17 protein-coding genes are annotated in these 22,782 nt (G+C 69.4%); 4 read left to right on the top strand and 13 right to left on the bottom strand.

Features of this window, described 5'->3' with window-relative positions; genetic code table 11:
* Positions 1-89 precede the first annotated feature (89 nt).
* Together ACZ5IK_RS37080 and ACZ5IK_RS37075 are read right to left on the bottom strand one after the other, a co-directional pair.
* Positions 90-1,139 (bottom strand): alpha/beta hydrolase, encoded by a 1,050-nt coding sequence (locus tag ACZ5IK_RS37080; protein WP_465491931.1) that lies wholly within the window; start codon positions 1,137-1,139, stop codon positions 90-92.
* 76 nt (positions 1,140-1,215) lie between these two features.
* Positions 1,216-2,559: a cytochrome P450 gene (locus ACZ5IK_RS37075; RefSeq protein WP_465491930.1), complete on the bottom strand. Its 1,344-nt coding sequence runs from the start codon at positions 2,557-2,559 to the stop codon at positions 1,216-1,218.
* A 172-nt stretch (positions 2,560-2,731) separates the two neighbouring features.
* Between ACZ5IK_RS37075 and ACZ5IK_RS37070 the strand changes: the two genes are divergently transcribed.
* Positions 2,732-3,544, top strand: coding sequence for an SAM-dependent methyltransferase (locus ACZ5IK_RS37070; protein WP_465491929.1), 813 nt, complete (start codon positions 2,732-2,734; stop codon positions 3,542-3,544).
* 84 nt (positions 3,545-3,628) lie between these two features.
* Here ACZ5IK_RS37070 and ACZ5IK_RS37065 read toward each other — a convergent pair whose 3' ends face one another.
* Positions 3,629-4,117, bottom strand: a complete 489-nt coding sequence (locus ACZ5IK_RS37065) for a hypothetical protein (RefSeq protein ID WP_465491928.1) — start codon at positions 4,115-4,117, stop codon at positions 3,629-3,631.
* A gap of 124 nt (positions 4,118-4,241) precedes the next feature.
* Between ACZ5IK_RS37065 and ACZ5IK_RS37060 the strand changes: the two genes are divergently transcribed.
* A complete protein-coding gene (locus ACZ5IK_RS37060; RefSeq protein WP_465491927.1) occupies positions 4,242-6,953 on the top strand; it encodes an AfsR/SARP family transcriptional regulator in 2,712 nt (903 codons plus the stop codon).
* Here ACZ5IK_RS37060 and ACZ5IK_RS37055 read toward each other — a convergent pair.
* The 8 genes from ACZ5IK_RS37055 to ACZ5IK_RS37020 form a co-directional block, all read right to left on the bottom strand.
* Positions 6,946-7,743 carry an alpha/beta fold hydrolase gene (locus ACZ5IK_RS37055; RefSeq protein WP_465491926.1) on the bottom strand — a complete coding sequence of 266 codons (798 nt, stop codon included), beginning with the start codon at positions 7,741-7,743 and terminating at the stop codon, positions 6,946-6,948. The genes ACZ5IK_RS37060 and ACZ5IK_RS37055 overlap by 8 nt on opposite strands.
* Before the next feature lie 69 nt (positions 7,744-7,812).
* Positions 7,813-8,961, bottom strand: coding sequence for an epoxide hydrolase family protein (locus ACZ5IK_RS37050; RefSeq protein WP_465491925.1), 1,149 nt, complete (start codon positions 8,959-8,961; stop codon positions 7,813-7,815).
* 62 nt (positions 8,962-9,023) lie between these two features.
* Entirely contained in the window at positions 9,024-11,375 is a 2,352-nt protein-coding gene (locus tag ACZ5IK_RS37045; RefSeq protein ID WP_465491924.1) for a polysaccharide lyase 8 family protein, read from the bottom strand.
* Positions 11,376-11,483: 108 nt separating this feature from the next.
* On the bottom strand, positions 11,484-12,941 hold the full coding sequence (locus tag ACZ5IK_RS37040) for an aldehyde dehydrogenase (NADP(+)) (RefSeq protein ID WP_465491923.1): 1,458 nt from the start codon (positions 12,939-12,941) through the stop codon (positions 11,484-11,486).
* Positions 12,942-12,956: 15 nt separating this feature from the next.
* Positions 12,957-14,102, bottom strand: coding sequence for a hypothetical protein (locus tag ACZ5IK_RS37035; protein WP_465491922.1), 1,146 nt, complete (start codon positions 14,100-14,102; stop codon positions 12,957-12,959).
* 4 nt (positions 14,103-14,106) lie between these two features.
* Positions 14,107-15,363, bottom strand: a complete 1,257-nt coding sequence (locus tag ACZ5IK_RS37030) for a glucarate dehydratase family protein (protein ID WP_465491921.1) — start codon at positions 15,361-15,363, stop codon at positions 14,107-14,109.
* Between the two features lie 2 nt (positions 15,364-15,365).
* Positions 15,366-16,310 carry a 5-dehydro-4-deoxyglucarate dehydratase gene (locus tag ACZ5IK_RS37025; protein WP_465491920.1) on the bottom strand — a complete coding sequence of 315 codons (945 nt, stop codon included), beginning with the start codon at positions 16,308-16,310 and terminating at the stop codon, positions 15,366-15,368.
* A gap of 45 nt (positions 16,311-16,355) precedes the next feature.
* Entirely contained in the window at positions 16,356-17,867 is a 1,512-nt protein-coding gene (locus ACZ5IK_RS37020) for a sodium:solute symporter family protein (RefSeq protein ID WP_101608713.1), read from the bottom strand.
* Between the two features lie 166 nt (positions 17,868-18,033).
* On the opposite strand from ACZ5IK_RS37020, the gene ACZ5IK_RS37015 reads away from it, so the two are divergent.
* The gene (locus tag ACZ5IK_RS37015; protein ID WP_410605285.1) at positions 18,034-18,849 is read left to right on the top strand and encodes an IclR family transcriptional regulator; all 816 of its coding nucleotides are present in this window, start codon (positions 18,034-18,036) and stop codon (positions 18,847-18,849) included.
* A 36-nt stretch (positions 18,850-18,885) separates the two neighbouring features.
* Positions 18,886-19,710: an NAD-dependent epimerase/dehydratase family protein gene (locus tag ACZ5IK_RS37010; RefSeq protein ID WP_465491919.1), complete on the top strand. Its 825-nt coding sequence runs from the start codon at positions 18,886-18,888 to the stop codon at positions 19,708-19,710.
* Positions 19,711-19,714: 4 nt separating this feature from the next.
* Here ACZ5IK_RS37010 and ACZ5IK_RS37005 read toward each other — a convergent pair whose 3' ends face one another.
* Together ACZ5IK_RS37005 and ACZ5IK_RS37000 are read right to left on the bottom strand one after the other, a co-directional pair.
* Positions 19,715-21,787 carry a HelD family protein gene (locus ACZ5IK_RS37005; protein WP_465491918.1) on the bottom strand — a complete coding sequence of 691 codons (2,073 nt, stop codon included), beginning with the start codon at positions 21,785-21,787 and terminating at the stop codon, positions 19,715-19,717.
* 84 nt (positions 21,788-21,871) lie between these two features.
* Positions 21,872-22,762, bottom strand: coding sequence for a peptidylprolyl isomerase (locus ACZ5IK_RS37000; RefSeq protein WP_465491917.1), 891 nt, complete (start codon positions 22,760-22,762; stop codon positions 21,872-21,874).
* Between the last annotated feature and the right edge of the window lie 20 nt (positions 22,763-22,782).

Below are 22,782 nucleotides of genomic sequence, written 5' to 3'. Positions count from 1 at the left end.
GTCGTTTTCGTATTCCGCGGTGGAGAAACATCCTCCACGATTCTCTGGCCATACTCACGGTTTACCGGTCACCCAATCGGGTGGTAACCCTACGGTACCGCAATACCGACCTTGTCCCTCAGCCATCCGCGCGTGGCGTCCCGGTACTCGGACGCGTTGCGATGCAACGCCAACGAATGTCCGGCACCGGGCAGAACATACGTGGAAAGTTCGGCCTCGGGCCGGTAGTACGGCGCTTCCGCCGGTCGCAGCGTCGCGCCGCTCGAACAGTTCCGGAGCGCGAACAGGCCGCAGAACAGGATGTCCTTCCCCCCGACAGCCTGCAGAACCGGCACGCGGATCGCCTTTGTCGCGGGCAGCACGATGCCGAACACGGCGACCGTTCCCATTCCCGGGACCGAAACCTGGTCCTTGGTCGCTTCATCGGCCGCGATGACACCCGGGTCGGTATTTTCCGTCGCGTAGAACAGCCCGGCGCGCGCCCCCGGTTTCGTCGTGAAATAGAGCGGATCGCTGCCGAGGGAACCGAGCCGGTCGTCCGCGAACGCGGGCTGCAGGCCGAAGAGCACGCCGAGCGTCAACGCGGGCACCGACGGCAGATGCGTCATCCCGGTGAGGATCACGCCGTCCACGTCCTGATACGTCGACGCCTCGGCCGCGACGATGCCCGAACCGACCGAATGCCCGACGATCACGACCTTCTCGAACGGCGTGCCGCCGACGCGTCCCGCGCGCAGGTGGCCGATCACCTCGTGCATCGATCGCGCCAGCACCGGCAGCAGGAGCGGAAGGCTGAACGGTTTGCTGCTCCCGCCCGAACCGAGCTGATCCGCGGCGAAGGTCGCGTAGCCGTGCTTGGCCATATCGCGCTGGTACGAGTAGCGATCCGGGTCGTAGGGCAGGTCCCAATAGGCGCTGTTGTAGGTGCCGCCGTGCACCAGGAGCTGGACGGCCTCGGGCGCCGGGCCGTCGGGCAGGCAGAACCGGCCGTGCACCGTGGCGGGTTCGCCGAGCGGGCCGGTGACCGGCAGATCCAGGTCGGTACAACGGATCTCGACGGCCGCGGCCGGGGCGGCGACCAGGAAACCACCGAGGAGCACGCAGCAGGCAGCCACCGCCGTGGCCAGTTTGAGCGGCATTCTCACAGAACCCTCTCCGGAATCGGAACGCTCGGAAGGAGCACGAACCCTACACCTGGTAGTCGGACGCTCACCGTCAGCCCGAGGTTCGCGGCAGCACGGTCATCGGCAACCGGTTCGGCTGCATCGTCGCTTTGATCTTGGGAAAGACCTTCACCCCTGGTACCGGCACCAGCCGCCACCGCGCGCCGATCGTCGCCGCGACCAACGCGATCTCGGTGGGAGCGAACTGGTGGCCGGGGCACAGCCGGGGCCCGGCACCGAACGGAATGAACGCGCCCTTCGGCAACGAGTCCGCACGATCCGGCTCCCAGCGGTCCGGGTCGAAACGGCCGGGATCGGGGAACCAGCGTGGATCGCGGTGCAGCGTGTGCTGGCTGAGCGCGACCTCGGTCCCGGCCGGAAGACGCACGCCACCGAGTTCGACGTCTTCCCGCGCGCGCCGCATCAGGATCACCGGCGGGGTCCGGCGCACGACCTCGTTGATGATCCGCTGCGTGTAGACCAGGCGCGGTAGGTGCTCGTACCGCGCGGGTCCGCCCGCCAGCACCTCGTCGACCTCGGCGTGGAAGCGGCGCTCGACGTCCGGCCGTTCCCCGATCTCGTGGAAGAACCACGCGAGCGCGACGGCGGTGGTCTCGGCGCCGGTGGTGAGGATCGTGATGACCTCGTCCTCCACCTGACGGTCGGTCATCTTCTCGCCGGTCTCGTCGTCCTTGGCCAGCAACAACATCGACAGCAGGTCGCCCTGATCCCCGCCCTGCTCACGGGCTTTGAGGACGGCGTCGCCGATGACCCGTCTCAGGCGCGCGGCCGCTGCGTCGAACTCGCGGTTCGCCGGGATCGGCAGCCGCTCCACGAACTTCGGCGAGAAGGCCCTGACCATGACGTACTTCAGCATGATCGGGATCGACCGCTGGATTTCGGCGAGCGCGTCGTCGCCGAGTTCGGTGGAGAACAGCGTGCGCCCGGAGATGGTCAGCGCGAGATCCTGCATCCGCTGGTCGAATTCCACCACCTCGCCCGGTTTCCACGAGTCGGCAAGCTCTACAGCGAGCTTCGTCATCGTCGTCTCGGCGTAGAGCGCGATGCGGCTTCGCTGGAAGGCGGGCAGCATCATCCGCCGTTGCCGCTGGTTGAAGGCACCGTTGGAAGTCGCGAGCCCGTCACCGAACAGCGGCCGCATTTTGTCGAACACAATGCCTTTGTCGAACTTCGCCGCGTCGACGGCGAGCAACCGCCAGGCCAGTTCCGGCGTGGTGACCAGGTAGACCGGCATCGGGCCGAAGTCGAGGCGCACGACGTCGCCGTACGATCGCAGTGACGACAGCAGTTTCAGCGGGTCGCGGAGCATCGGCACGGTGTGCCCCAACAGCGGCCACCGGCCTGGTGCGACAGGAACGTCCGGAGGTGGTGCCATCGTGCTCGTCTCCCGGTGCCTGGACGCTGAACCCGGTCACCTTAGGACCGCCGGGCGGCGAATGGGGTTCCACCGCCGCACATCCACACGATCGGACGATGGCGACCTCGGCCGTGGCTCCCGCTAGACTCCTGTGCCCCAAAGGATTCCCAACGGAACGGCGGCGACGACGGTGACTTCCAACCTGAGCTGGGTCCCTCCCGAGGTCGACACGACCGTGCCGAATCCCGCCCGGGTCTACGACTATTGGCTCGACGGCGACCACAACTTCCAGGCCGACCGCGTGCTGGGCGAACAGATCCTGCGGATCATGCCGGGGATCCGCGACGCGGCCCGGCTCAACCGCGCCTTCCTGCGCCGCGCCGCGCTGCACATGGTGGACGCGGGCGTGCGGCAGTTCCTCGACATCGGCTCCGGGATCCCGACAGTCGGGAACCTCCACGAGATCGTCCAGCAGATCGACCCGTCCTGCCGGGTGGTCTACGTCGACCGCGAATCGGTCGCCGTGGCGCACGCCAAACTGCTGCTGCGCGGCAACGACCGGTGCGCGGCGATCCAGGCCGACCTGCGCGACGCCAACGACATCCTCGACGCGCCCGAAACGCGGGAGCTGCTGGACCTCGGCCAGCCGATCGGCCTGTTCATGTTGCTGCTGCTGCATTTCGTGCCGGACTCCTGGGAGCCGAACGCGATCTTGGCCCGCTACCGGGACCGCCTCGCCCCCGGTAGCTTCCTCGCCATCTCGCACGTCGCCGCCGACGCGGACTCGAGCGGCCTCGACGAGGCCATCGAGGCGTACAAGAGCACCCAGAACGACCCCATCCCCCGGACCCACGACCAGGTGGAGGCGTTCTTCGCCGGTTTCGACCTCATCGAGCCCGGCGTCGTCGGCTGCGCGATGTGGAACCCCCAAGGGGCCGGCGACATGTCCGACGACCCGGAGATCAACTCCCTCCCGTACGCCGGCGTGGGCCGGAAGCCCTGACGCACCAGCTTCGGATGTCATGAAAGGGGCTTTCAGGACAAAAACTGTCTTGAAAGCCCCTTTCATGACACTCCCCCTCCCCGATCAGGGCAGTACGTCGGTCACCGTGTCCTTGATGACCTGCCACCTGTCGTGCTCGCGCACCAGCGTCAGGCTGATCGTGTAGTGCCGGTCGATGTTCTGCGACGGCACCTTGTAGTAGGCGTCGAGGATCGCGAAGCCCATCGTGCAGTTCTCGACGACGGTGTGGGTCACCGTCCACGGCATGCTGTACTCGTACGGGAGCTTGAACTGCACGTCGACCACGGGCTGCACGTTGGCGTCGTAGCCGATGAACAGCTGCCCCTTACGCCCGACGGTGACCATGTTCTGGTGGATGATCGCCCGGTAGCGGGCCTCGTCGCGTTTGTTGTAGCTGTCCATGTCCTCCCAGACGGCACGGTCGAACGAGCGCTGGCAGGACAGCCGCTCGCTCTCCGCCTTCTGCTCGCCCGCGGTCGCCGCGGCGGGCACGCCGATTCCCGCCGCCGCCACGACCAGCCCGGCCAACGCCGCGTAATACCGCTTGCGCATAGGGTTCTCCTCATCACGTCCGGTACTTCGTCCACCGGAAGGTTCGCCGGGTGGCGCATCACAGCTGCATCACTTCCGCACCGGCGCGGGCGCGGGGCCGGTTAACCTCGCGGGAGGGGGTGCGATGGAGTTCCGGATACTGGGGCCGGTGCAGTGCCGGATCGGCGCACGGCCACTGAAACTGGCGGGTTCGCGGCAGGAGCGGATCCTGGCCGCGCTGCTGCTCGGTGCCGATCGCGTCGTTTCGGTTTCACGACTGGTGGACGTCGTCTGGGACGAGGATCCTCCCGCGACGGCCGTCCGCCAGGTCCGCAACCTCACCACCGCGCTCAAGCGTGCTCTCGTCGCCGCAGGCGCCACCGAAGACATCCTGACCGCCGAAGGGCCCGGCTTCGTCCTGCGCCCGCGTACTTTCGACCTGCGCTCGTTCGAGGAGCACGTCTCACGCGGTGAGTTCCGGGAGGCGCTCGGATGCTGGCACGGTCCCGCTCTGTCCGGTGTGGACAGTACGGCTTTACGCGGTGAAGCCGACGAACTCGACGAACGGCGTCTGTCCGTTGTGGAGCGTTGCCTCGACGAGGACATCTCCGCCGGGGAAGACTCCGTCGCGGAATTGACGGCGCTGGTCGCCGAGCACCCTCTCCGGGAGCCGTTCGCCGGGCTGCTCATGCGCGCGCTGCACCAGCAGGGCAGGCAGGCCGACGCGCTGAACGTCTACCGGCAGACGCAGTCACGGCTGGTGGACGAACTCGGAATCGATCCCGGCCCGAAGTTACGCGAACTCTACGAGCGGATCCTCCGCGACGAGCCGGAGTACGGGAAGGTCCGCTGCTTCCTTCCTTACGACGTCCCGGATTTCACCGGCCGGGAGGAGGAGCTCCGCCGTCTCCTCGACGCCGTCCGGCTCGGCCGCCCGGTCGCCGTCGACGGGATGGCCGGGGTCGGGAAGACCTCGTTCGCCGTCCACGCCGCGCATCGGCTCGCCGCCGATTTCCCCGACGGGCAACTGTTCGTGGACCTGCACGGCCACTCCCCCACCCGCGAACCACTCGCGCCCGAGGCCGCGCTCGAAGCCCTGCTCGGGCAGCTGGACGTCCCGGCGAGCCGTCTCCCCGGCGGCGTGGACCGGCGCGCCGAACTGTGGCGGACCAGGACGGCGGGCCGGTCGCTGCTCGTGGTGCTCGACAACGCCGCGACCGCCGAGCAAGTGCGGCCGCTCCTTCCCGGTTCGGCCACGGTCGCCCTCGTGGTCACCGGCAGGCGGCGGCTGGCCGCCGTCGACGGTGCCGCGTCGATCAGTCTCGAAGTCCTGCCGGACGAACAGGCGGGCGCCCTGTTCGCGGCGGCGTCGGGGAGACCGGACTCGGGCGTCGCCGCGTTGTGCGGGAACCTGCCGCTGGCGATCAGGATCGCGGCCGCCCGGTTGCAGAATCGTCCACAGTGGACCGTGGAAACCCTCGCCGAAAGGCTGGGCTCCGAACACGACAGGCTGGCCGAGCTGAAGGTCGCCGGACGCGACGTGGCCGCGGCGTTCGCACTGTCCTATCAGGAACTCGACGACGCCCAACAGCGCATGTTTCGGCTGCTGGGGCGGAATCCCGGCGCCGACATCGGCGTGCCCGCCGCGGCCGCGCTGGCCGGCACCGGCGAGCGCGAAGCCGAACGCCTGCTGGAAGATCTGCTCGACGCCCACTTGCTCAGGCAACCGTCGCTGGGCCGGTACTCGTTCCACGACCTGATAGCCGAACACGCCCGCAACGCCGCGCGCGACGAGGAATCCTCTCCGGCGCTGGACAGGCTGCTCGATCACTACCGCGAAGGCGGCGGACCCGCCTGGTACGCGACGGAACGGGCCAACCTGGTCGCGGTGACCGCCCACGCCCTCGACACCGGCCACGACGACCATGCCTGGCGGATCGCCGAGAGCACCGCGGTACAGCTCCGGGAGAGCGGGCACCTCGACGAACTGCTCGCCGTGGCGCGAACCGGTATCGCCGCCGCCCGCCGGATCGGCGACCCCCGGGCGATCCAGCTGAGCCTGGCGAGCCTCACCCTGGCGTTCTGGGAAAACGGCCTGCTCACCGAGGGGATGGCCTGCGCCCTGGAGCGGCTGGACGTCGTCCGCGCGTCCGGCGACCGCGAGACCGAGGCGATCACCCTGTCCAAGGCGGGCGCTCTGCACAGCATGCTCGGCCATTACCCCGAGGCGATCCGGTTCTATCTCGACGGCCTCGCCGTCGTGGACGAGACCGACGATCTCGAAGCCGCCGCCACACTCTGGACCAACCTCAGCAACGCGCAGGAGATCCTCGGCCACTTGGACGACGCGCTGGCCTCCGCGCGGCGATCGGTGGCGCTCCGCGCGGATCCCCGCGGCATGATCCTGAGTTCGGCCCAGCTGGGCCTGGTCCTCGCCCGGCTCGGCCGGTTCGAGGAGGCTTTCGAGGTCACCGGGCGTTCGATCACCGCCTCGCAGGACCTCGGCTACCTGTTCGGCGAGGCGTGGAGCCGGATCGACCACGCCGACGCCCTGCTGCTCGCCCACCGGCCCCGTGAAGCGCGCGAGCAGGCCGGGCGCGCGTGCGCGATCCTCGCCCGGCTCAACCATCCGCTGCTGCTGACCATGGCGGCCAACAGCCTGGGCACCGCCTGCCTCGCGCTCGGCGAGGTGACGGTGGCCCTCGGGCGGCACCGCCTCGCGCTCGAAACCGCCAGGCGGATCGGCTACCGGCTGCAGGAAGCCCGCGCGCTGACCGGACTCGGGCAAGCCCGCGCCGCACGGGAGCTCTACGCCGCGATGGGACTGTCCCCCGAGCCGGTGAAGGCCGTCACCTGAGGAAGTCGATGAGCGGCCCGCGCAGCGCGTCCGGCTGGTGGAGGACGCCGTGGTCCTGGCCCTCGACGGTGGCGTGCTTCGCTCCTGGGATCGCGTCGGCGACGGCGCGGGCACCTGCCCGCATCCAGGCGTCGCTCTCCCCGCCGTCCATGACCAGCGTCGGCACGGAGATCTTGGCCAGCCTGTCGGCGGGAAGGACGTTGCCGGGGCCGCACAGCGCCAGGTCGTAAGGCAGCGTGTGGGCGAGGCCGGTGAACCAGGCCCAGAACGGGTCGTCCCGCATCCCCTTGACCACCTCGGCCGGGGTGCCCGTCCCCTCGACCAGGAAGAGTTCGGCCGCGCCGTCGCGGTCGCCGTCGGCGATCAAGGCCCGGACGCGGTCGAAGAGATCGGCCGCGGGCCTCGGACGGCTGTCGTCGACGACGTACGGCGGCTCGTAGGCGGCGAGGCTGGTCATGGCGACGCCTCGGGCGGCGGCCTCCAGCGCCAGCACGGCTCCCGACGAGTGCCCGAAAACCGCCGCCGAACCGCCCACCCGGTCGATCACCGCGGCGAGATCCTCGACCTCGCGCTCCACCGAGTAGACCGCGCCCGCTCCGCTGTCACCCCGCCCTCGCCGGTCGTAGGCGATCACGGTGAAGTCCGGGGCCAGCGTCGCGGCCAGGCCGGCGACCGTCATCCGGTCGTTGAACGCGCCGCCTGCCAGGACGACCGGCGTGCCCTCACCGGTGCGCTCGAAGGCGATCAGGGTGCCGTCGGCCGAGGTCACGGTCTCGAACGAGGTGGTCATCAGGTCCTCCAAGGGGTCGCTTGACTCTAGCTTCGTCCCGAGGTCGGAGCCGACGACCACCGCTCGACATCACTTCCGGAGATTTCCGAAGAACTCCCGGAGCTCCGCCACCACGTCGTCCGGGACGGCCATCGACACCATGTGGCTGGGACTCTCGTGATCCGCCCAACGCACCAGGTCGTTCTTGCGGGCCGCGATCTTGCGCAACGCGGACGGCCCGCCGTGCGAAACCCCGGTCGGCACCACGGTCTGGTCGATCGGCATCGCCGCCTGGCCCTCGTAGTACGGCCACAGCGAACTGCCGCCGGTCGCGGTCAGCCAGTAGAGCGTCGCGTTGGTGAGCAGCAGGTCGCGATCGATCGGTTCGGCGGGCGCCGCGCCGTCGGGCCAGCCGTCGAACTCCTTGAACCGTTCGACCAGGTAAGCCAGTTGGGCGACCGGCGAATCGAGGAACCCGAAGCTCAAGGTCTGCGGCCTGTTCGTCAGGTACGGCGCATAGCCGCTGCCACCCGCGAAACGTTCCATCAGCCCCGCCAGATCGGCCTGGTCCTGTTCCGTGAGCCCTTCGAAATCGGCCGGGTCGCCCATCGGCACGCCGAGTCCGGAGGTGATGTGCGAACCGATGACGTGCTCGGGCGCGTGCACCGCCAGGCAGGGCGTCACCAGCGCGCCGGCGTCGTTCCCGTGTGCGCCATAGCGTTCGTAGCCGAGACGGCTCATCAGCACGGCCCAGGTCCGCGCCACCCTCGCGATGTCCCACGGCCGCTCGTCCGCCGGTTCCGGGAACGGCGAGAAACCGAAGCCGGGCAGGGACGGCGCGACGACGTGGAACGCCCGTGAGGGGTCGAGGCCGTGAGCTCGCGGGTCGGTCAGCGGGCCGAGAACCTCCAGGAATTCGGCGATCGAATTCGGCCAGCTGTGCGTCATGATCAGCGGGATCGCGTCCGGTTCCGGGGAGCGGACGTGGAGGAAGTGCACCCGCTGGCCGTCGATCTCGGTGACGTACTGCGGGAAGTCGTTGAGCCGCTTCTCCCACGCGCGCCAGTCGTAGCCGTCCCGCCAGTACTCGGCCAGCTCCTTGAGGTAGGAGACCGGCACTCCCCGGCTCCACTCGGCACCGGGCAGCGCCGACGGCCAGCGGGTGCGGGCCAGCCGGTCGGTCAGGTCGTCCAGATCGGACTGCGGGATGTCGATGCGGAACTGCTCGATGTCGGTCATGAGGTGACCGTAGGGGCCATTCAGGCCAGTTCTTGACCTAAATGGCCCTCGCCTTTAGTCGACTAAACGCGGACCACCTGAGTGGCGCCGAAAGTGCCCTTCACCGGCACCTCGACGGTCTTGCGCCGCACCGTCACCTTGATGACGTCCTGCCGCTGCGTCGGATCCGAAACGGCCAGCTGCCAGCCGTTGCTCCCTCGTCCCAGCGCCACCGACGCCGGACCGGACACCGACACCTCGTCGACCGAACCCGCCGCGAAGAAGTTCGCCAGCAAGGTCGCGTCCCACAGCCGGACGGCCTGCACCGTCTCTGTGTTGGACCGCACACGCCACGCCCAGGCCGTCGCGATCGTCTCCAGCACCGACGCGGTGGGCAGGACGGCGTAGGCGTAACTCGCGCCCGAAGGCTTGGCGCCGTGCTCGATCACGAGCTTCTGATAGCGCCGGGTGTAGGGCACGGTGGTGCCCTTGGTGTTGGCGCCCTTGTCGACGTCGCGCCAGGTCCCCGTCCGGTCCTCACGCAGCGCCGTCACCTCCGCGTCGTCGAGCAGGATGTACCCGCCGACCTTCTCCAGGTGAAGCCATCGCTTGTGCCGCAACGATTCGGAGCCGCCGACCAACCGGCCGTCGGCCAGCAGGACACCCGAGCCGTTCTCGCCGAGGTTGCGGTTCTCGATCGTGGTGCGGATCCGCTCACCGGAGGTGTCGGTGATCCCGGCGCCGAGGCAGACCACCCCCGTCGGTGTGAAGAAGTACGACTTCTTCGCGGTCAGCGTGCCGTCCTGTGAGACGAAGTCGAGCGCGTGCGCGCCGTGCCGCGCGTCCCAGCGGACGCCGCCGCTGTGGTCCTTGCTCGTCAGCGGCACCTGTTCCAGGGCCGGGGTCGCGCCGGTCTTGGTGGTCGTGCCCGGCAGCAGAAGGGGGTCGACGGTCGGCCAGTAGGCGTCGGTGAAGTGTCCCTTGGCCTTGGGCAGGAAGAGGTACAGCGAACCGTCGCCGGTGTACCAGCCGTGCAGGTTCATCGAGTTGACCGACTCGTACCGCGAGATCCGTGTCGAAGCGACACCGAGCGAAGCCGACCAGCCTTCGGTGACGTGCACCATCCGGTCCTGCTGGCCGAACACGCGGTGCGTCGCGACCGTCCGCGTCGGCCGGATCTTGGTCGCCAGCAACTCCTGTGCGAATTCGATGCCGGGGATGCCGACGAGGTCCGGGCCCGGCGCGAACCGCTCGGGGTCGGGGATTTTGAGGTAGGGCGCGAAAGTGTCCTCGGTGATCCACTTCGCGGCGAGCCCGCCGAGTTCTTCCTTGCGCTTCCCGCTCGCCGACCGCGCCAGCAGCACGACCGCGCCGGTGAGCTGATGTCCGATGTCGTGCGCGGATTCCCCTTGCCGGGAAAGGAACCGGCCGCGGACCGACTCCATCAGCGCGCCCGCGTAGACGAACGGGGCGAACGTGTCGGAGACCAGCGCGTACGCCGCCTCGCGCACGTCGGCGGCCAGTTCGAACTCGGTGCCCTTGGTGACGTGGATGGCGGACGCGACGGCGGTGAGAAGCACGATCCCGTAGTGCCCGGGATAGGGCACCGAATCGTGCTGGATGAAGGAACCGTCGGTGTGGAAGCCGTCGCCCGCCGCGCGGTGGAGTTTGGCGATGACACTCGCCGTTCCCCCGCCTTCGACGTCGGTGAACGCCCCGACGCCGCGCTTGATCCGTTCGGAGTCACCCAGCATCGCGCCGGAGACGATGGCGATCGTCGACTTGTCCGCACGGTTGGCGCCGGTCTCGACGACACTCGGGTTGTTCGTGCGGAGGTTCGGGTTGCCGGAGAACTTCAGCACCGGCTTCAGATACTTGGCGAGCTCGTCCTGGGTCAGCTCGTCGGCGACCGTCGCGAGGATGTGCAGCAGGTAGAGCGGGATGCCGATCTCGTAGGTGTACCAGTTGCCGATCTCGGCGGTCTTCTCGCTGTACTGATCGCTGGTGTACAACAGTTCCAGCGCCGCCTTGATCCGGCCGAGCACGGCCGGATCGCTCGCCAGCGCACCGCCGGGGGTGCCCCAGTTGACCGCGATCGCGCGAAGCCGCGCGTACATCGACGTCGTGAACTCGCTGCCCGGCCCGAGCGGGAGATCCTTCCACAGTGGACCGCCACCGGGTGTCATGCTGTCGTAGTAGGACTTCGCGACCCTGTCCAGGTTCGCCAGCGCGGCGGCCCGTTCCGCCGACGGCCGGTTGATCCCGGTCTGCAGTTCGCGGTAGCCGGTCACGATGGACGACGTGCCCACCGGCCCCGAAGACGCGGCCTGCGCCGCCGAAGGGCCGGCGAGAGCGGTCGTGAGCGCGACCGAGGCGGCCGCTGCCGCGCCTCCACGCAACGCGGTTCTCCGGTCGACATAACCGAATCCGGGCATGACAGTGCCTCCCAAGGGGTCGAAAGACGGCAACTAGGGGCGGCGGCGGATGTTGGGACTCGTGAGTGGTAAGGACGGTTCTAACCGTCCTTACCACTCACGAGGTTTCTAGCGTTTCCCGTCGGTCCTGCGGGGCAGGTCCCACGGGTTGTTCTCCTGCAACGGTTCCGGCAGCAGCGCGTCGGGGAAGCCCTGCCACGCGATCGGGCGCAGGAACCGCTCGATCGCGGCGGTGCCGACCGAGGTGCTGGTCGGCGCGGTGGTCGCCGGGTAGGGACCACCGTGTTCCTGTGCCCAGGTGACCGTGACACCGGTCGGCCAGTCGTTCCACAGCAGGCGGCCCGCGACGCGGGTCAGCGACGGGAGCACCGGGCGGATCCAGTCCACATCGGACTCTTCGGCCTGGATGGTCGCGGTGAGCCCGGGTTCCATCACGCCGAGCAGGCTGATCAGCTCGTCCTGATCGGCGTAGGTGACGATCAGCGACGCGGGCCCGAAGCATTCCTCGCGGACCGTGTCGGCGTCGGCCAGGAAGTCTTTGGCCGTGGTGGCGAGCAGGGTCGCGCCGTGCGAAATCCCTTCCGCGCCACCGGACTCGGACAGCACCTCGACTCCCGCGACCTCGCTCAGCTTCGCCAGTCCGTCCGCGAAGCCTGCCGCGATGCGCTCGTTGAGCATCGGCTGCGCGGGGATCGTCGCGACGGCCTCGCGCAGCGTGTCTTCGAGCCCGTGCCCCTCCGGGAGGAACAGCAGTCCCGGCTTGGTGCAGAACTGCCCGGCGCCGAGGGTGAACGAACCCGCGTACGCCTTGGCGATCGCCTCGCCGCGCGTGTCGATCGCGGTCTGAGTCACGACGACGGGGTTGACGCTGCCGAGTTCGCCGTAGAACGGGATCGGCGACGGCCGCGAGGTCGCGATGTCGAACAGCGCGCGCCCGCCCGGCACCGAACCGGTGAAGGACGCCGCCTGGATCCGCGGGTCCTTCAGCGCGGCCACACCGTTCTGCTGGCCGTAGACGACCGCGAAGATTCCCTCCGGCGCACCGGCCTTGACCAGCGCCTCTCGCAGGACCTCGCCGGTGCGGGCCGACAGCTCCGGATGCCCGGAGTGCGCCTTGAGCACGACCGGGCAACCGGCGGCCAGCGCCGACGCGGTGTCGCCGCCCGCGACGCTGAACGCGAACGGGAAGTTGCTGGCGGCGAACACCAGCACCGGTCCGATCGGGGTGAGCAGCCGCCGGATGTCCGGCCTCGGCCCCATCGGCCACGCGGCGTCCGCGTGGTCGACCGTGGCGCCGAGGAACGAGCCGTCGGCCAGCACCTCGCCGAACAGGCGCAGCTGGAACGTCGTGCGCTTCAGCTCGCCCTGCAGTCGCGGGGAGGCCGGGAGGTGTGTCTCCTGGTTCGCCAGCGCGATCAGCTCGTCGGCGGCCGCGTCGAGGGCGTCCGCGGCCGCGTTCAGCCAGCCCGCTCGCTGTGCTGGGGTCGCGGCCGCCGCCGTGCCTGCCGCCGCGGCGGCGGCCGCGAGGATCTGTTCGAGCGTGGCGGGATCGGTTGCCTGGCTCATGATTTCTTGCTTCTCCTAGAGTTCTTGCGCGGCGCTGACGGCGGCGATGAGATCCGCCCAGCGCCCCGGGCCGGCGAGGCCGAGGTGGTACAGGTGCAGTTCGGTGGCGCCTGCCTTGCCGAGTTCGGTGGTGTAGGCCTCGATGTCGGGCACCGGGCTCGCCGCCACCGCGGTGATGTAGCTGCCGACGGCGACCTTGCGCGGCAGTTTCGCCCGCGCCGTCGCGACGGACTCCCGGCTGGCGTGCCCGGGTACCCAGTTCTGCAGGACCACCGCGTCGACGTCTTCGGGGACCGACGGCGTCAGCCCCGGCAGCGCTCCGGTGACCCACGGGTCCATCGCGCCGTGCAGCACGATCCTGGGCCCGGACGGGATCTTCGCGAGCACTTCACGGCGGAGCGCATCCGTCGCCTTCTGCCGGGTTTCGAGCAGGACCTGCCGCAGGGTGGGCATGATCTTGTCCTCGGTGGCGCGGAGATCACCGGAGTCGATCAGCCGCCGGACCTCGGCACGCAGCTTGCCCAGCGCCTTCGCCGGCTCCTTGCCCGCCGCCGCCCAGGATTCCAGGCAGGAGTCGCAGCAGCAGACCGACAGCAGCCGCGCGACGGCCGGCGACCAGACCCCGTCGGTCTTCTCGTGCTGATGCTGGTGGATGGCACCGAGCGGACCGCACGCCTCCAGGATGACCGAGGCGAAGTCGAGCCCCGCGAGACTCTCGGCGACCACGTTCGCCGCGTACTCGCGGACCTCCTGCTGCCCGGGGCACAGCGCCCACGGATACCGCTCGCCGAAGCAGTTGCGCACGGTGAAATCGGGGAATTCCGTGCCCAGCTGCGAGTTGTGCGTCAGCACGAGCCACGCCGCGGCCGGGATCCCCGCCTCGTTCAGCAACCGGACGGCGTCGCCCGCGCTGTCGCGGCTCTCCACCCAGTCCGGTTCGGCGGGCTTCAGCTCACCCCATGCCTCGTCGCGCACCGGCCGGTACAGCGCCGCGTGGCGCGCGACGACCGAGGTGCGCTCCGGCGACCAGGGCGTCGCCGCGCGGGCGCTGTGGTACGACACCGCGACGGCGACCTCGTCGACGCCGAGTTCCCGTACGCGCTCGACGAACCCGGGATCGTCGACGACGTCCCAGGGGTAGGCGTATCCGGTGACCTTCACCCCGTCACCACCGCGCCGTGTTCGGTTCGAAGTCTCCGACGAACTTCCGCATATAGGTCACGTCATCCCGTTTGGTCTGTCCACTTCGGACATAGTCTTCATGGGCCCGTGCCAGCGCGTCGGGGTCGAGTTCGACCCCGAGCCCCGGCTTGTCGGGCACCGCGACCGCACCGTCGGCGAACTCCAGCGCACCCGGGGCGATGACGTCGGCCGTCTTCCACGGCCAGTGGGTGTCGCAGGCGTAGGTCAGGTGCGGCGTCGCCGCGGCCACGTGCACCATAGCGGCCAGACTGATCCCGAGATGACTGTTCGAATGCATGGAAAGCCCCACGCCGAAGCATTCCGCCGTGGTCGAGAGGGCTTGTGTGTCCCGCAGGCCACCCCAGTAATGATGGTCCGAAAGTATTACGCCGACCGCTCGCTGCCGGAAGGCGGGCTCGATGTCCGCGAAGCGCACGACGCACATGTTCGTGGCCAGCGGCATGTTCGCCCGCTCCGCGACCCGCGCCATGCCCTCGATGCCCGGTGTCGGGTCCTCGAGGTACTCCAGGACACCGTCGAGTTCCTCGGCGACCCGGATCCCGGTCTCAGGAGTCCAAGCCGCGTTCGGGTCGATGCGGAGCGGGTGGTCCGGGAACGCCTCGGCGAGCGCGCGGATGCCGTCCATCTCCTGGTCCGGGTCGAAGGCGCCGCCCTTGAGCTTGATGGAGTGGAAGCCGTACTCGTCGACCATGCGCCGCGCCTCGCCGACGAGCGCCTCCGGCGTGGTCACCTCGCCCCACGAGTCCTCTTCGGCGCCGATGTGGGCACCGAACTTGTAGAACAGGTAGGCGGAGAAGTCGACCTTGTCGCGCGCCTTGCCGCCGAGCAGGTCCACCACCGGCCTGCCGAGGTAGTGGCCCTGCGCGTCGAGCGCGGCGACCTCGAACAGCGAGTACACGCTGGCGACCGTCTTGCTGACGGAGAATCCGCCGGTGAGCCCGTGAGCGTCGGCGAAGACGACCTCGCCGAGGGTGGTGGCGACCTTCCGGCGCAGGCCGGGCAGGTCGAACACGTCCTGTCCCTTGAGTTCCGGCAGCACTTTCCGGACCTGTTCGAGGAACGCGAGGTCACCGTAGGACTCGCCGAGGCCGACCACGCCGTCTTCGCAGATCAGCTGGACGACACCGCGCAGCGCGAAGGGCTCGTGCACGCCCATCGCGTTGAGCAACGGCGGGTCGGCGAAGGCGACCGGGGTCAGGACGACGTCGAGAACCTTCATCTTCAGGCACCGGTCCCGACGGACTTGAGGACGGCGAATCCGTCGTCGACGATCTTCTCCAGCCGCGCGATCTGGTCCGCGGTGGGCTCGACCAGCGGCGGCCGGACCGAGCCTGCCTTGTCACCGCGCAACCGCGCGGCGGCCTTGACCAGTGACACGGCGAAGCCCTGTCCCTCGTCCCGCAGCGCCACCAGCGGGAGATAGAACCCGGCGAGCAACGCCTCCATGACGGCGTCGTCGTTCTCCGCGAGCGCGCGGTGGAAACGGGCCGCGATCTCGGGGGCGAAGCAGTGCACGGCCGAGGAGTACCGCGCCACGCCGATCGCCGCGTAGGCGCGCGCGGAGACCTCGGCGGTGGGAAGACCGTTGAAGAACAGGAACTCCCGGGCGCGGTCGGTGCCGACCGAGCGGATCGTGGTGATGATCCGGCTCATCAGCTCGACGTCGCCGAAGCCGTCCTTGAGGCCGACCACCGACGGGATGTCGAGCAGTTCCACGGCGGAGTTCGGGGTGAACACACCGGTGGAACGGTGGTACACGATCACCGGGATCGAGGAATCGCCGACGGCGTACCGCACGTGGTCGACCAGCCCGGAAGGCGGGCCGGTCACCAGGTACGGCGGCAGGAGGAGGACGCCGTCCGCGCCGCCCGCCTCCGCCGCCGCGATCCCGGCACGAGCCGATGCCGCACCGCCGCCCGCCCCGACCCACACGGGTATGCGCCCCGAAACGACCTCACGAGCCTTACGCAGGATCGCTGCGTGCTCGTCCGGGGACAGCGAGCTGAATTCGCCCGTACCGCAGGCGACGAACAGCGCGCCGGCTCCGGCGGCCACGTGGCTCTCGACGTTTTCCGCGAACGCGTCGAGGTTGAGTTCCAAGCCCTCGGTGAAGGGGGTCAGGGGGAACGCCAGTAGGCCGTCGAGTTCGATCTTGGGCTGTGCCATGGTTTCTCTTTCGTTCTTTGTGGTTGGTCCCGGGTACGGGCCCGGTCAGGCGGGCACGGTGGTGCCGTCCTGCGACTTGCTGGGTGTGAGGTCGTCGTCACGGTCGATCGTGTCGATGATCTCGTCGGTGGTGGCCTTGCGCTCGGGCATGAGGTAGCCGAGCCCGATGAACAGCGCCAGCGAGACCAGGATCGGGGTGGACACGGTGACCGCGAGGGTGGCGTTGTAGCCGTAGTAAGCGATCGCGTAGGCGAGCAGACCGCCCGCCCAGGAGATCAGCGCCGCGCGGGAACCCGACCGGCGGAACGCGGGGAGCATGCCCAGCAGCAGCGGTACCGAGATCGGGCCCATCAGCGCCGCGACCCAGAGCACCACGATACCCAGCACACCACCGAGTTTCTCGGCCTGTGTGGCCACCGCCATGGTGAGCACGACGAAGACCACCGTCGAGATCCGCGCGGCGAGCAGCCCTTGGGAGTCGGTGAAGCTGCGGGCCTTCTTCCACAGCACCGGCATCATGTCGCGGGTGATGACCGCGGAGATCGCGTTGGCGTCGGAGGAGACCATCGCCATGGTGTGCGAGAAGATCCCGGCCAGCACCAGCCCGACCAGACCCGGCGGGAGGAACGTCGTGGTCATGATCGCGTAGGCGTTGTTGGGGTTCGAGATGTTCGGGATCAGCAACGGGGCGGCGAACATCGGGAACATCATCACCAGCGGCCACACCAGGTACAGGATCGAAGAGAGCCGCGCGCCGCGACGGGCTTCGTAAGTGTTCGGCGCGGCCATGTAGCGCTGCGCCAGGTTCCACATACCGCCGTTGTACTCGAGCGTCTTCACCAGCACGTAGACGAGCAACACCACGGTGGTGAACTTCGACGTGGTCGGGTTCAGGTGGGCGGGCGGGAGGTCGCCCCACACGGTCCACAGCCCGGAGACGCCGCCGAGCTTGTCCAGCACGACCCACAGCATCACGATCGCCGCGATGGCCTGGATGACGAACTGGCCGAAGTCGGTGAGCGCGTCGGCCCAGAGCCCGCCGACGGTGCAGTAGATCAGCGTGATCGAGCCGGTGATGATGATGCCCCAGGTGTAGGGCACGCCCGCGAAGACGTTGAGGATCGTCGCGACCGCGAACCACTTGGCCGCGATGTCGAAGATCTTCAGGAGGCTGCCGCTCCAGGCCAGGGCCTGCTGGGTGGGCACGTTGAAGCGCTTCGCCAGGTACTCGAGCGGTGAGGCGACACCGAGCTTCGAGCGCAGGCGGTTCCACCGCGAGGCGAACAGCCAGCTGCCGATGCCGACGCCGATACCGATACTGGCCATGCCCCAGAAGTAGACGGTGATGCCGTCCGTGTAGGCGACGCCCGCGTACGCGACGAAGAGAACCGCGCTGTAGCCGGACATGTGGTGGGAGATACCGGCCAGCCACCACGGCATCTTCCCGCCGGCGGTGAAGAAGTCACTGACCGTGTTGACCCGGCTGTGCGACCACAGGCCGATCACCACCATCAGCACGAAATACGCGGACACCATGATCCAGTCCAGCAAATGCACCGCTGACTCCTTTCCGCGTCCATGTCGTGCACTCCAGCCGTCGGCGGTCGACTGTTCACATTCATGAACGGAGTCTGTTATAGTGATTATGTTCATCTATAAGAACGCTGTTCGGGACGCTAATATGGCCGGAGTCACAAGTCAACGGCCGGATGGAGGAGCGCGGATGCCCCAGCAGGAAGCCGCCGTCACGGTGTCGAACGGTGCGGCGGCCGCGCCGGAGCCCGCCGGGGTCAAATCCGCGCGCCGGGCGATCGACCTGATCGAGACCTTCGCCGCGAACGACGTCTGGCTTTCCCTGTCGGATCTTCACGCGCGCACCGGTTTCCCCAGGTCCAGCCTCCACGGCCTGCTCCGCACCCTGCTCGAAGCCGGCTGGCTGGAGGTGGACACCAACACCGCCCGCTACCGCCTCGGCGTCCGCGCGCTGATCTGCGGCACGGCCTACCTCGACCGCGACCCGGTCGTCCCGTACGCGACCGAGGCGCTGGAGCGGATCCGGGAGAAGACCGGGTTCACCGCGCATTTCGCGCGCCGCGAGGGCACCGACGTCGTCTACCTGGAGACGCGCGAGTCACGGCACTCGACGCATCTCGTGTCACGCGTCGGCCGCACCCTGCCCACCCACGCCACCGCGCTGGGGAAGGCCCTGCTCGCCGAACTGACGCACGACGAGATCAGCGAACTCCTGACCGGGGAGCTGTCCGCGCTGACCCCGAACACGATCACCTCGGCCGAAGCCCTGCACGCCGAATGCGCGAAGACCCGCGAACGCGGCTACGCGGCGGAAATCGAGGAAGGCAGCCTCGGCGTCCGGTGCGTCGCGGCCGTGATCCCGTACCGCATCCCCGGTACGGACGCGATCAGCTGCTCCATGCCGGTCACCGAAGTCACCGACGCCGACGCCCAGCGCGTCGGCGAGCTCCTCGCCGAAATCACCGCGGAACTCGGCCAGCAACTGCGCCGCGCCGGCATCCGCTGATCTTTCCCGTCCTTCCTTTACCGACAAGGGGTTCCCATGGCAGACCAGCGCGTCCTGATCACCGGCTCGGCGGGCATCGTCGGCACCCTGATGCGGCCGCGGCTGCGCCGCTCCGGCCGGGTGCTGCGGCTGCTCGACCTGGCCGCGCAGCCCGAAGCCGCGGGCGGCGAGGACGTCGAGCTGATCACCGCGTCGGTGACCGACCCGGAGGCGATGGCGAAGGCGTGCGCGGGCGTCGACGCGCTGATCCACCTGGGCGGGCACAGCCGCGAGAACTCGTGGGAAGCCACACTCGACGTCAACATCAACGGCACCCACACCGTCCTCGAAGCCGCGCGGGCGGCCGGTGTACCGCGCGTGATCCTGGCCTCCAGCAACCACTCCGTCGGCTTCCGCCGCAACGACGAAGCGGGCGAAAACGGTCTCCCCGCCGACTCCACCCCCCGGCCGGACACCTACTACGGCGTCAGCAAGGCGGCCATCGAATCGCTCGGCAGCCTGTACCACTCACGGTTCGGCATGGACGTCATCGTCATCCGCATCGGTTCGTGCTTCGAAGACCCGCTCGTCCTCGGCCCGCGCGGCCTGACGACCTGGCTCTCCCCCGACGACGGCGCCCGCCTGTTCGAGGCCTGCCTGAGCTACCCCTCCCCCGGCTACCGGCTGATCTGGGGCGTCTCCGACAACACGCGCCGGATCTACTCGCTGGCCGAAGCCGAGGAACTGGGCTACAAGTCGCTCGACAACGCCGAGACCTACGCCGACCAGCTGGCGGACAGGCCGGCGCCGACCGGAGCGGCGGCGGAGTACGTCGGCGGGCCGTTCTGCACCGCTCCGCTGGGCGCCTACAACCCGCTCTGAGCGATCACGACCAGCCGGAGCGGAGTTCTCGCAGCGCGGACAGTTCGGCCGGTGGCGGGCCGGGGTGCACCACGCCCAACCGACGGGTGGCCCTGGTCATGGCGACGTAGAGGTCGTTGTGACCATGCGGCGCGGTGCCGAGGATTCCGGCCGGGTCGGCGATCAGGACCGAGTCGAACTCCAAGCCCTTGGCCTGATCGGGGGTGAGCAGGACGACCTTGCCGGTCAAATCGGGTGAGGTGGTGAGGGACAACGCGGCGGCCAGGGGCTCGGTGAGGGCGCTCGGGGCGATGATCCCGAGCTGGCCGTCGGTGTGCGCCGTGGCGCGGTCGGCGACGGTCGCGATCAGGCCGTCGCGGGAAGTTCCGGCCCGCCACGGTGTTTCACCGGCCGAGCGGACCGACCGGGGCGGTGGCGTACCGGGATGGTGGGTGGCGAGCAGCTCCGCGGTGGCGGCCATGATCTCCGCCGGGGTGCGGTAGTTGACCGTGAGCCGGGCGAGCCGCCACCGGTCCCGCACGTGTGGCCGCAGCACGCGGTCCCACGACGAGGTGCCCGCCGGGCTCCCGGTCTGGGCGAGATCCCCGACGATGGTCATCGATCCGGTGGGGCACCGGCGCATCAGCATCCGCCAGTCCATTTCGGACAGTTCCTGTGCCTCGTCGACGACCACGTGCCCGAACGTCGCGGGGGCGGCGCGGGGGCCGATCAAGGCGGCGGCTTCGTCCAGCAACGGGACATCCGCGGCACTCCAGCCCTCAGCGCGGTCGCCGAGGAGGTCCGACACCACGCGCTCCGGGGTCAGCGACGGCCACAGGTCGTCGAGTACGGCCCGGACTCCGGTGTCGGCGAGCATCGAGTCCCGCAGGCCGGTCCGGTCGGTCTCGTCCAACAGGGTCCGCGGCCCGTCGTCGTGGTCGATCACGACCCCCGCGGCGGCGAGCGCACGCAGGTCCGCCTCGCCGAGCCGGCCGTCCGGGCTGCCACCGTCGATCGCCTCACCCGTTTCGGTGAGCACGACCGCCTCCAATCCCTCGATCAGGCGCCGCGTGAGCACCTCCACGATCTCCCGCTCGAAGACCAGCTTGGCCTGGTTATGCGGAAGCCCGGCCCGCGCGGCTCTCCGCACGGCCCGCTCGCAGTCGTGCGGGTCGAGCCGCAGCACCTGCTGCTCGAACTCGACGTCGACCGGGTGCTCCGGTGTCCGGACCCGCGACCGCACCGCCGCCGCCAGCCGTCCGGCCATCGCCGCCTCGCCCTTGAGCGCGACGATCCCGGGCGGATCCACCCGGCCGACCTCGACGTCCGGCCTCAGGTCGGCGATGGTCGCGGTCACCACGCTGTTCTCGCCGAGACCCGGCAGGACCTGGCCGATGTAGTCGAGGAAGATCCGGCTGGGACCCACCACCAGGACACCGCGGGTGCGCAGCTGCGGACGGGTGTAGAGCAGGTACGCGACCCGATGCAACGCGACGGCCGTCTTCCCCGTGCCGGGACCGCCCTGGACCACCAGCACCCCACCGGACTCGTGCCGGATGATCCGATCCTGTTCGGCCTGCAGGGTGGTGACGATGTCGTGCATCCGCCCGGTCCGCTCCACGGTCACGGCCGCCAGCAACGCCGCCTCACCGACCAGGCCGTCGTCGCAGGCACCGTCCGGGTCCAGCAACTCGTCGTCCAGCGCGACGACGGTCCGGCCTCGCGTGGTGATGCGCCGCCGCCGCCGGACCCCGCCGGGAGCGGTCGCCGTCGCGGTGTAGAACGCGCGGGCCACCGGGACCCGCCAGTCCACCAGCAAGGGTTCCTCGTCCTCGTCCCGGAACAGGCCCAGCCTGCCGATGTAGACGCGCCTGCCGTCGTGCGTGTCCAGCCGCCCGAAGCACAATCCTTGCTCCACCGCGTCCAGCCGGGCCGCCTCCGCCTGCCAGACACTCACCGCCTCCTGATCTCCCCCAGGCCGCCGTGCCGCCGCCAGCCTCCCGGCCGCCTCCTCGCGCAGGACGTCCAGGCGGGCGTACAGGGCCGCCACGTAGTCCTGTTCCCTGTCGATCTCACGGTCGACGCCATTGCCGGTCACGCGTCCCCTCCCAGTTCGATGATCAGTGCCATCGAGCGTGCACGGCGACGACCGGGAGAAACAGTCTTGTTCTTTTCCGCCGCCTCAGCCGACCGCGACCGACTGGAACGTCACCGGGACCCGCGGCGGCCCCGTCCCGTCACCGGACCCCTTCGCCTCGTCCACGCCACCGTTCGCGACCTTGTCCAGCGTCCGCAGTCCCGCGTCCGAGATGCTCCCGAACACGGTGTACTCCGGCGGCAGTTCCGCTTCACCGAAGACCATGAAGAACTGGCTGCCGCCCGAGTCCGGATTCTGGGTCTTCGCCATGGCGAGGATCCCGCGGCCGTACTTGAGCTGCGGGAAGATCTCGTCGGGGATGGTGTATCCCGGCCCGCCCATCCCGGTGCCTTCCGGGTCACCGCACTGGAGCATCTGCAACCCCGAGGTGCCGAGCCGGTGACACGAGTGGCCGTCGTAGTAACCCTGCTGCGCCAGCGAAAGGAAGTTCGCCACGGTGCACGGCGCGAGCGCGCGGTCCAGGGTCAGCCCGATGTCGCCCGCGGTCGTCTTGACCGTGACCGCGGTCGTGCCGGACGCCGGTGTCGGGCCCGCCGCGGGCGGATTGACCTTCTTCGACGGCTCTTTGGTGGTGTCCGCCGGGTACGCGCAGTCCGTCGGATCCGCCAGCGGTGTCGTGCGTTTCGGTAGCTCGGTCCGGCCGGCCGGGCTCTGTGCCGGCGTGTCCTCGGCACTCGACGTCGGCGCCTGCGACGAGGACGACGACGCGACCGCGCTCTTGCCCTTCGAGTCCGACAGGAAGAACCCCGGCGCCACGAAACCGGTGATCGCCACGACGGCGACCACCACGACCAGTCCCAGCACACCGAGCCCGATCCAGAGCGCCGTCTTGTTCGACGGAGGCGGCTGGGGTGGCTGTTGCGGTGCGCCGTACCAGCCCGGCTGCTGGTATGGCTGCTGCGGCGGCTGGGACATCTGTGCTCCTGTCATCCGGT

Source organism: Amycolatopsis sp. NPDC031561 (assembly GCF_055580625.1).
This window is presented reverse-complemented; position numbering and strand designations above follow the sequence as displayed.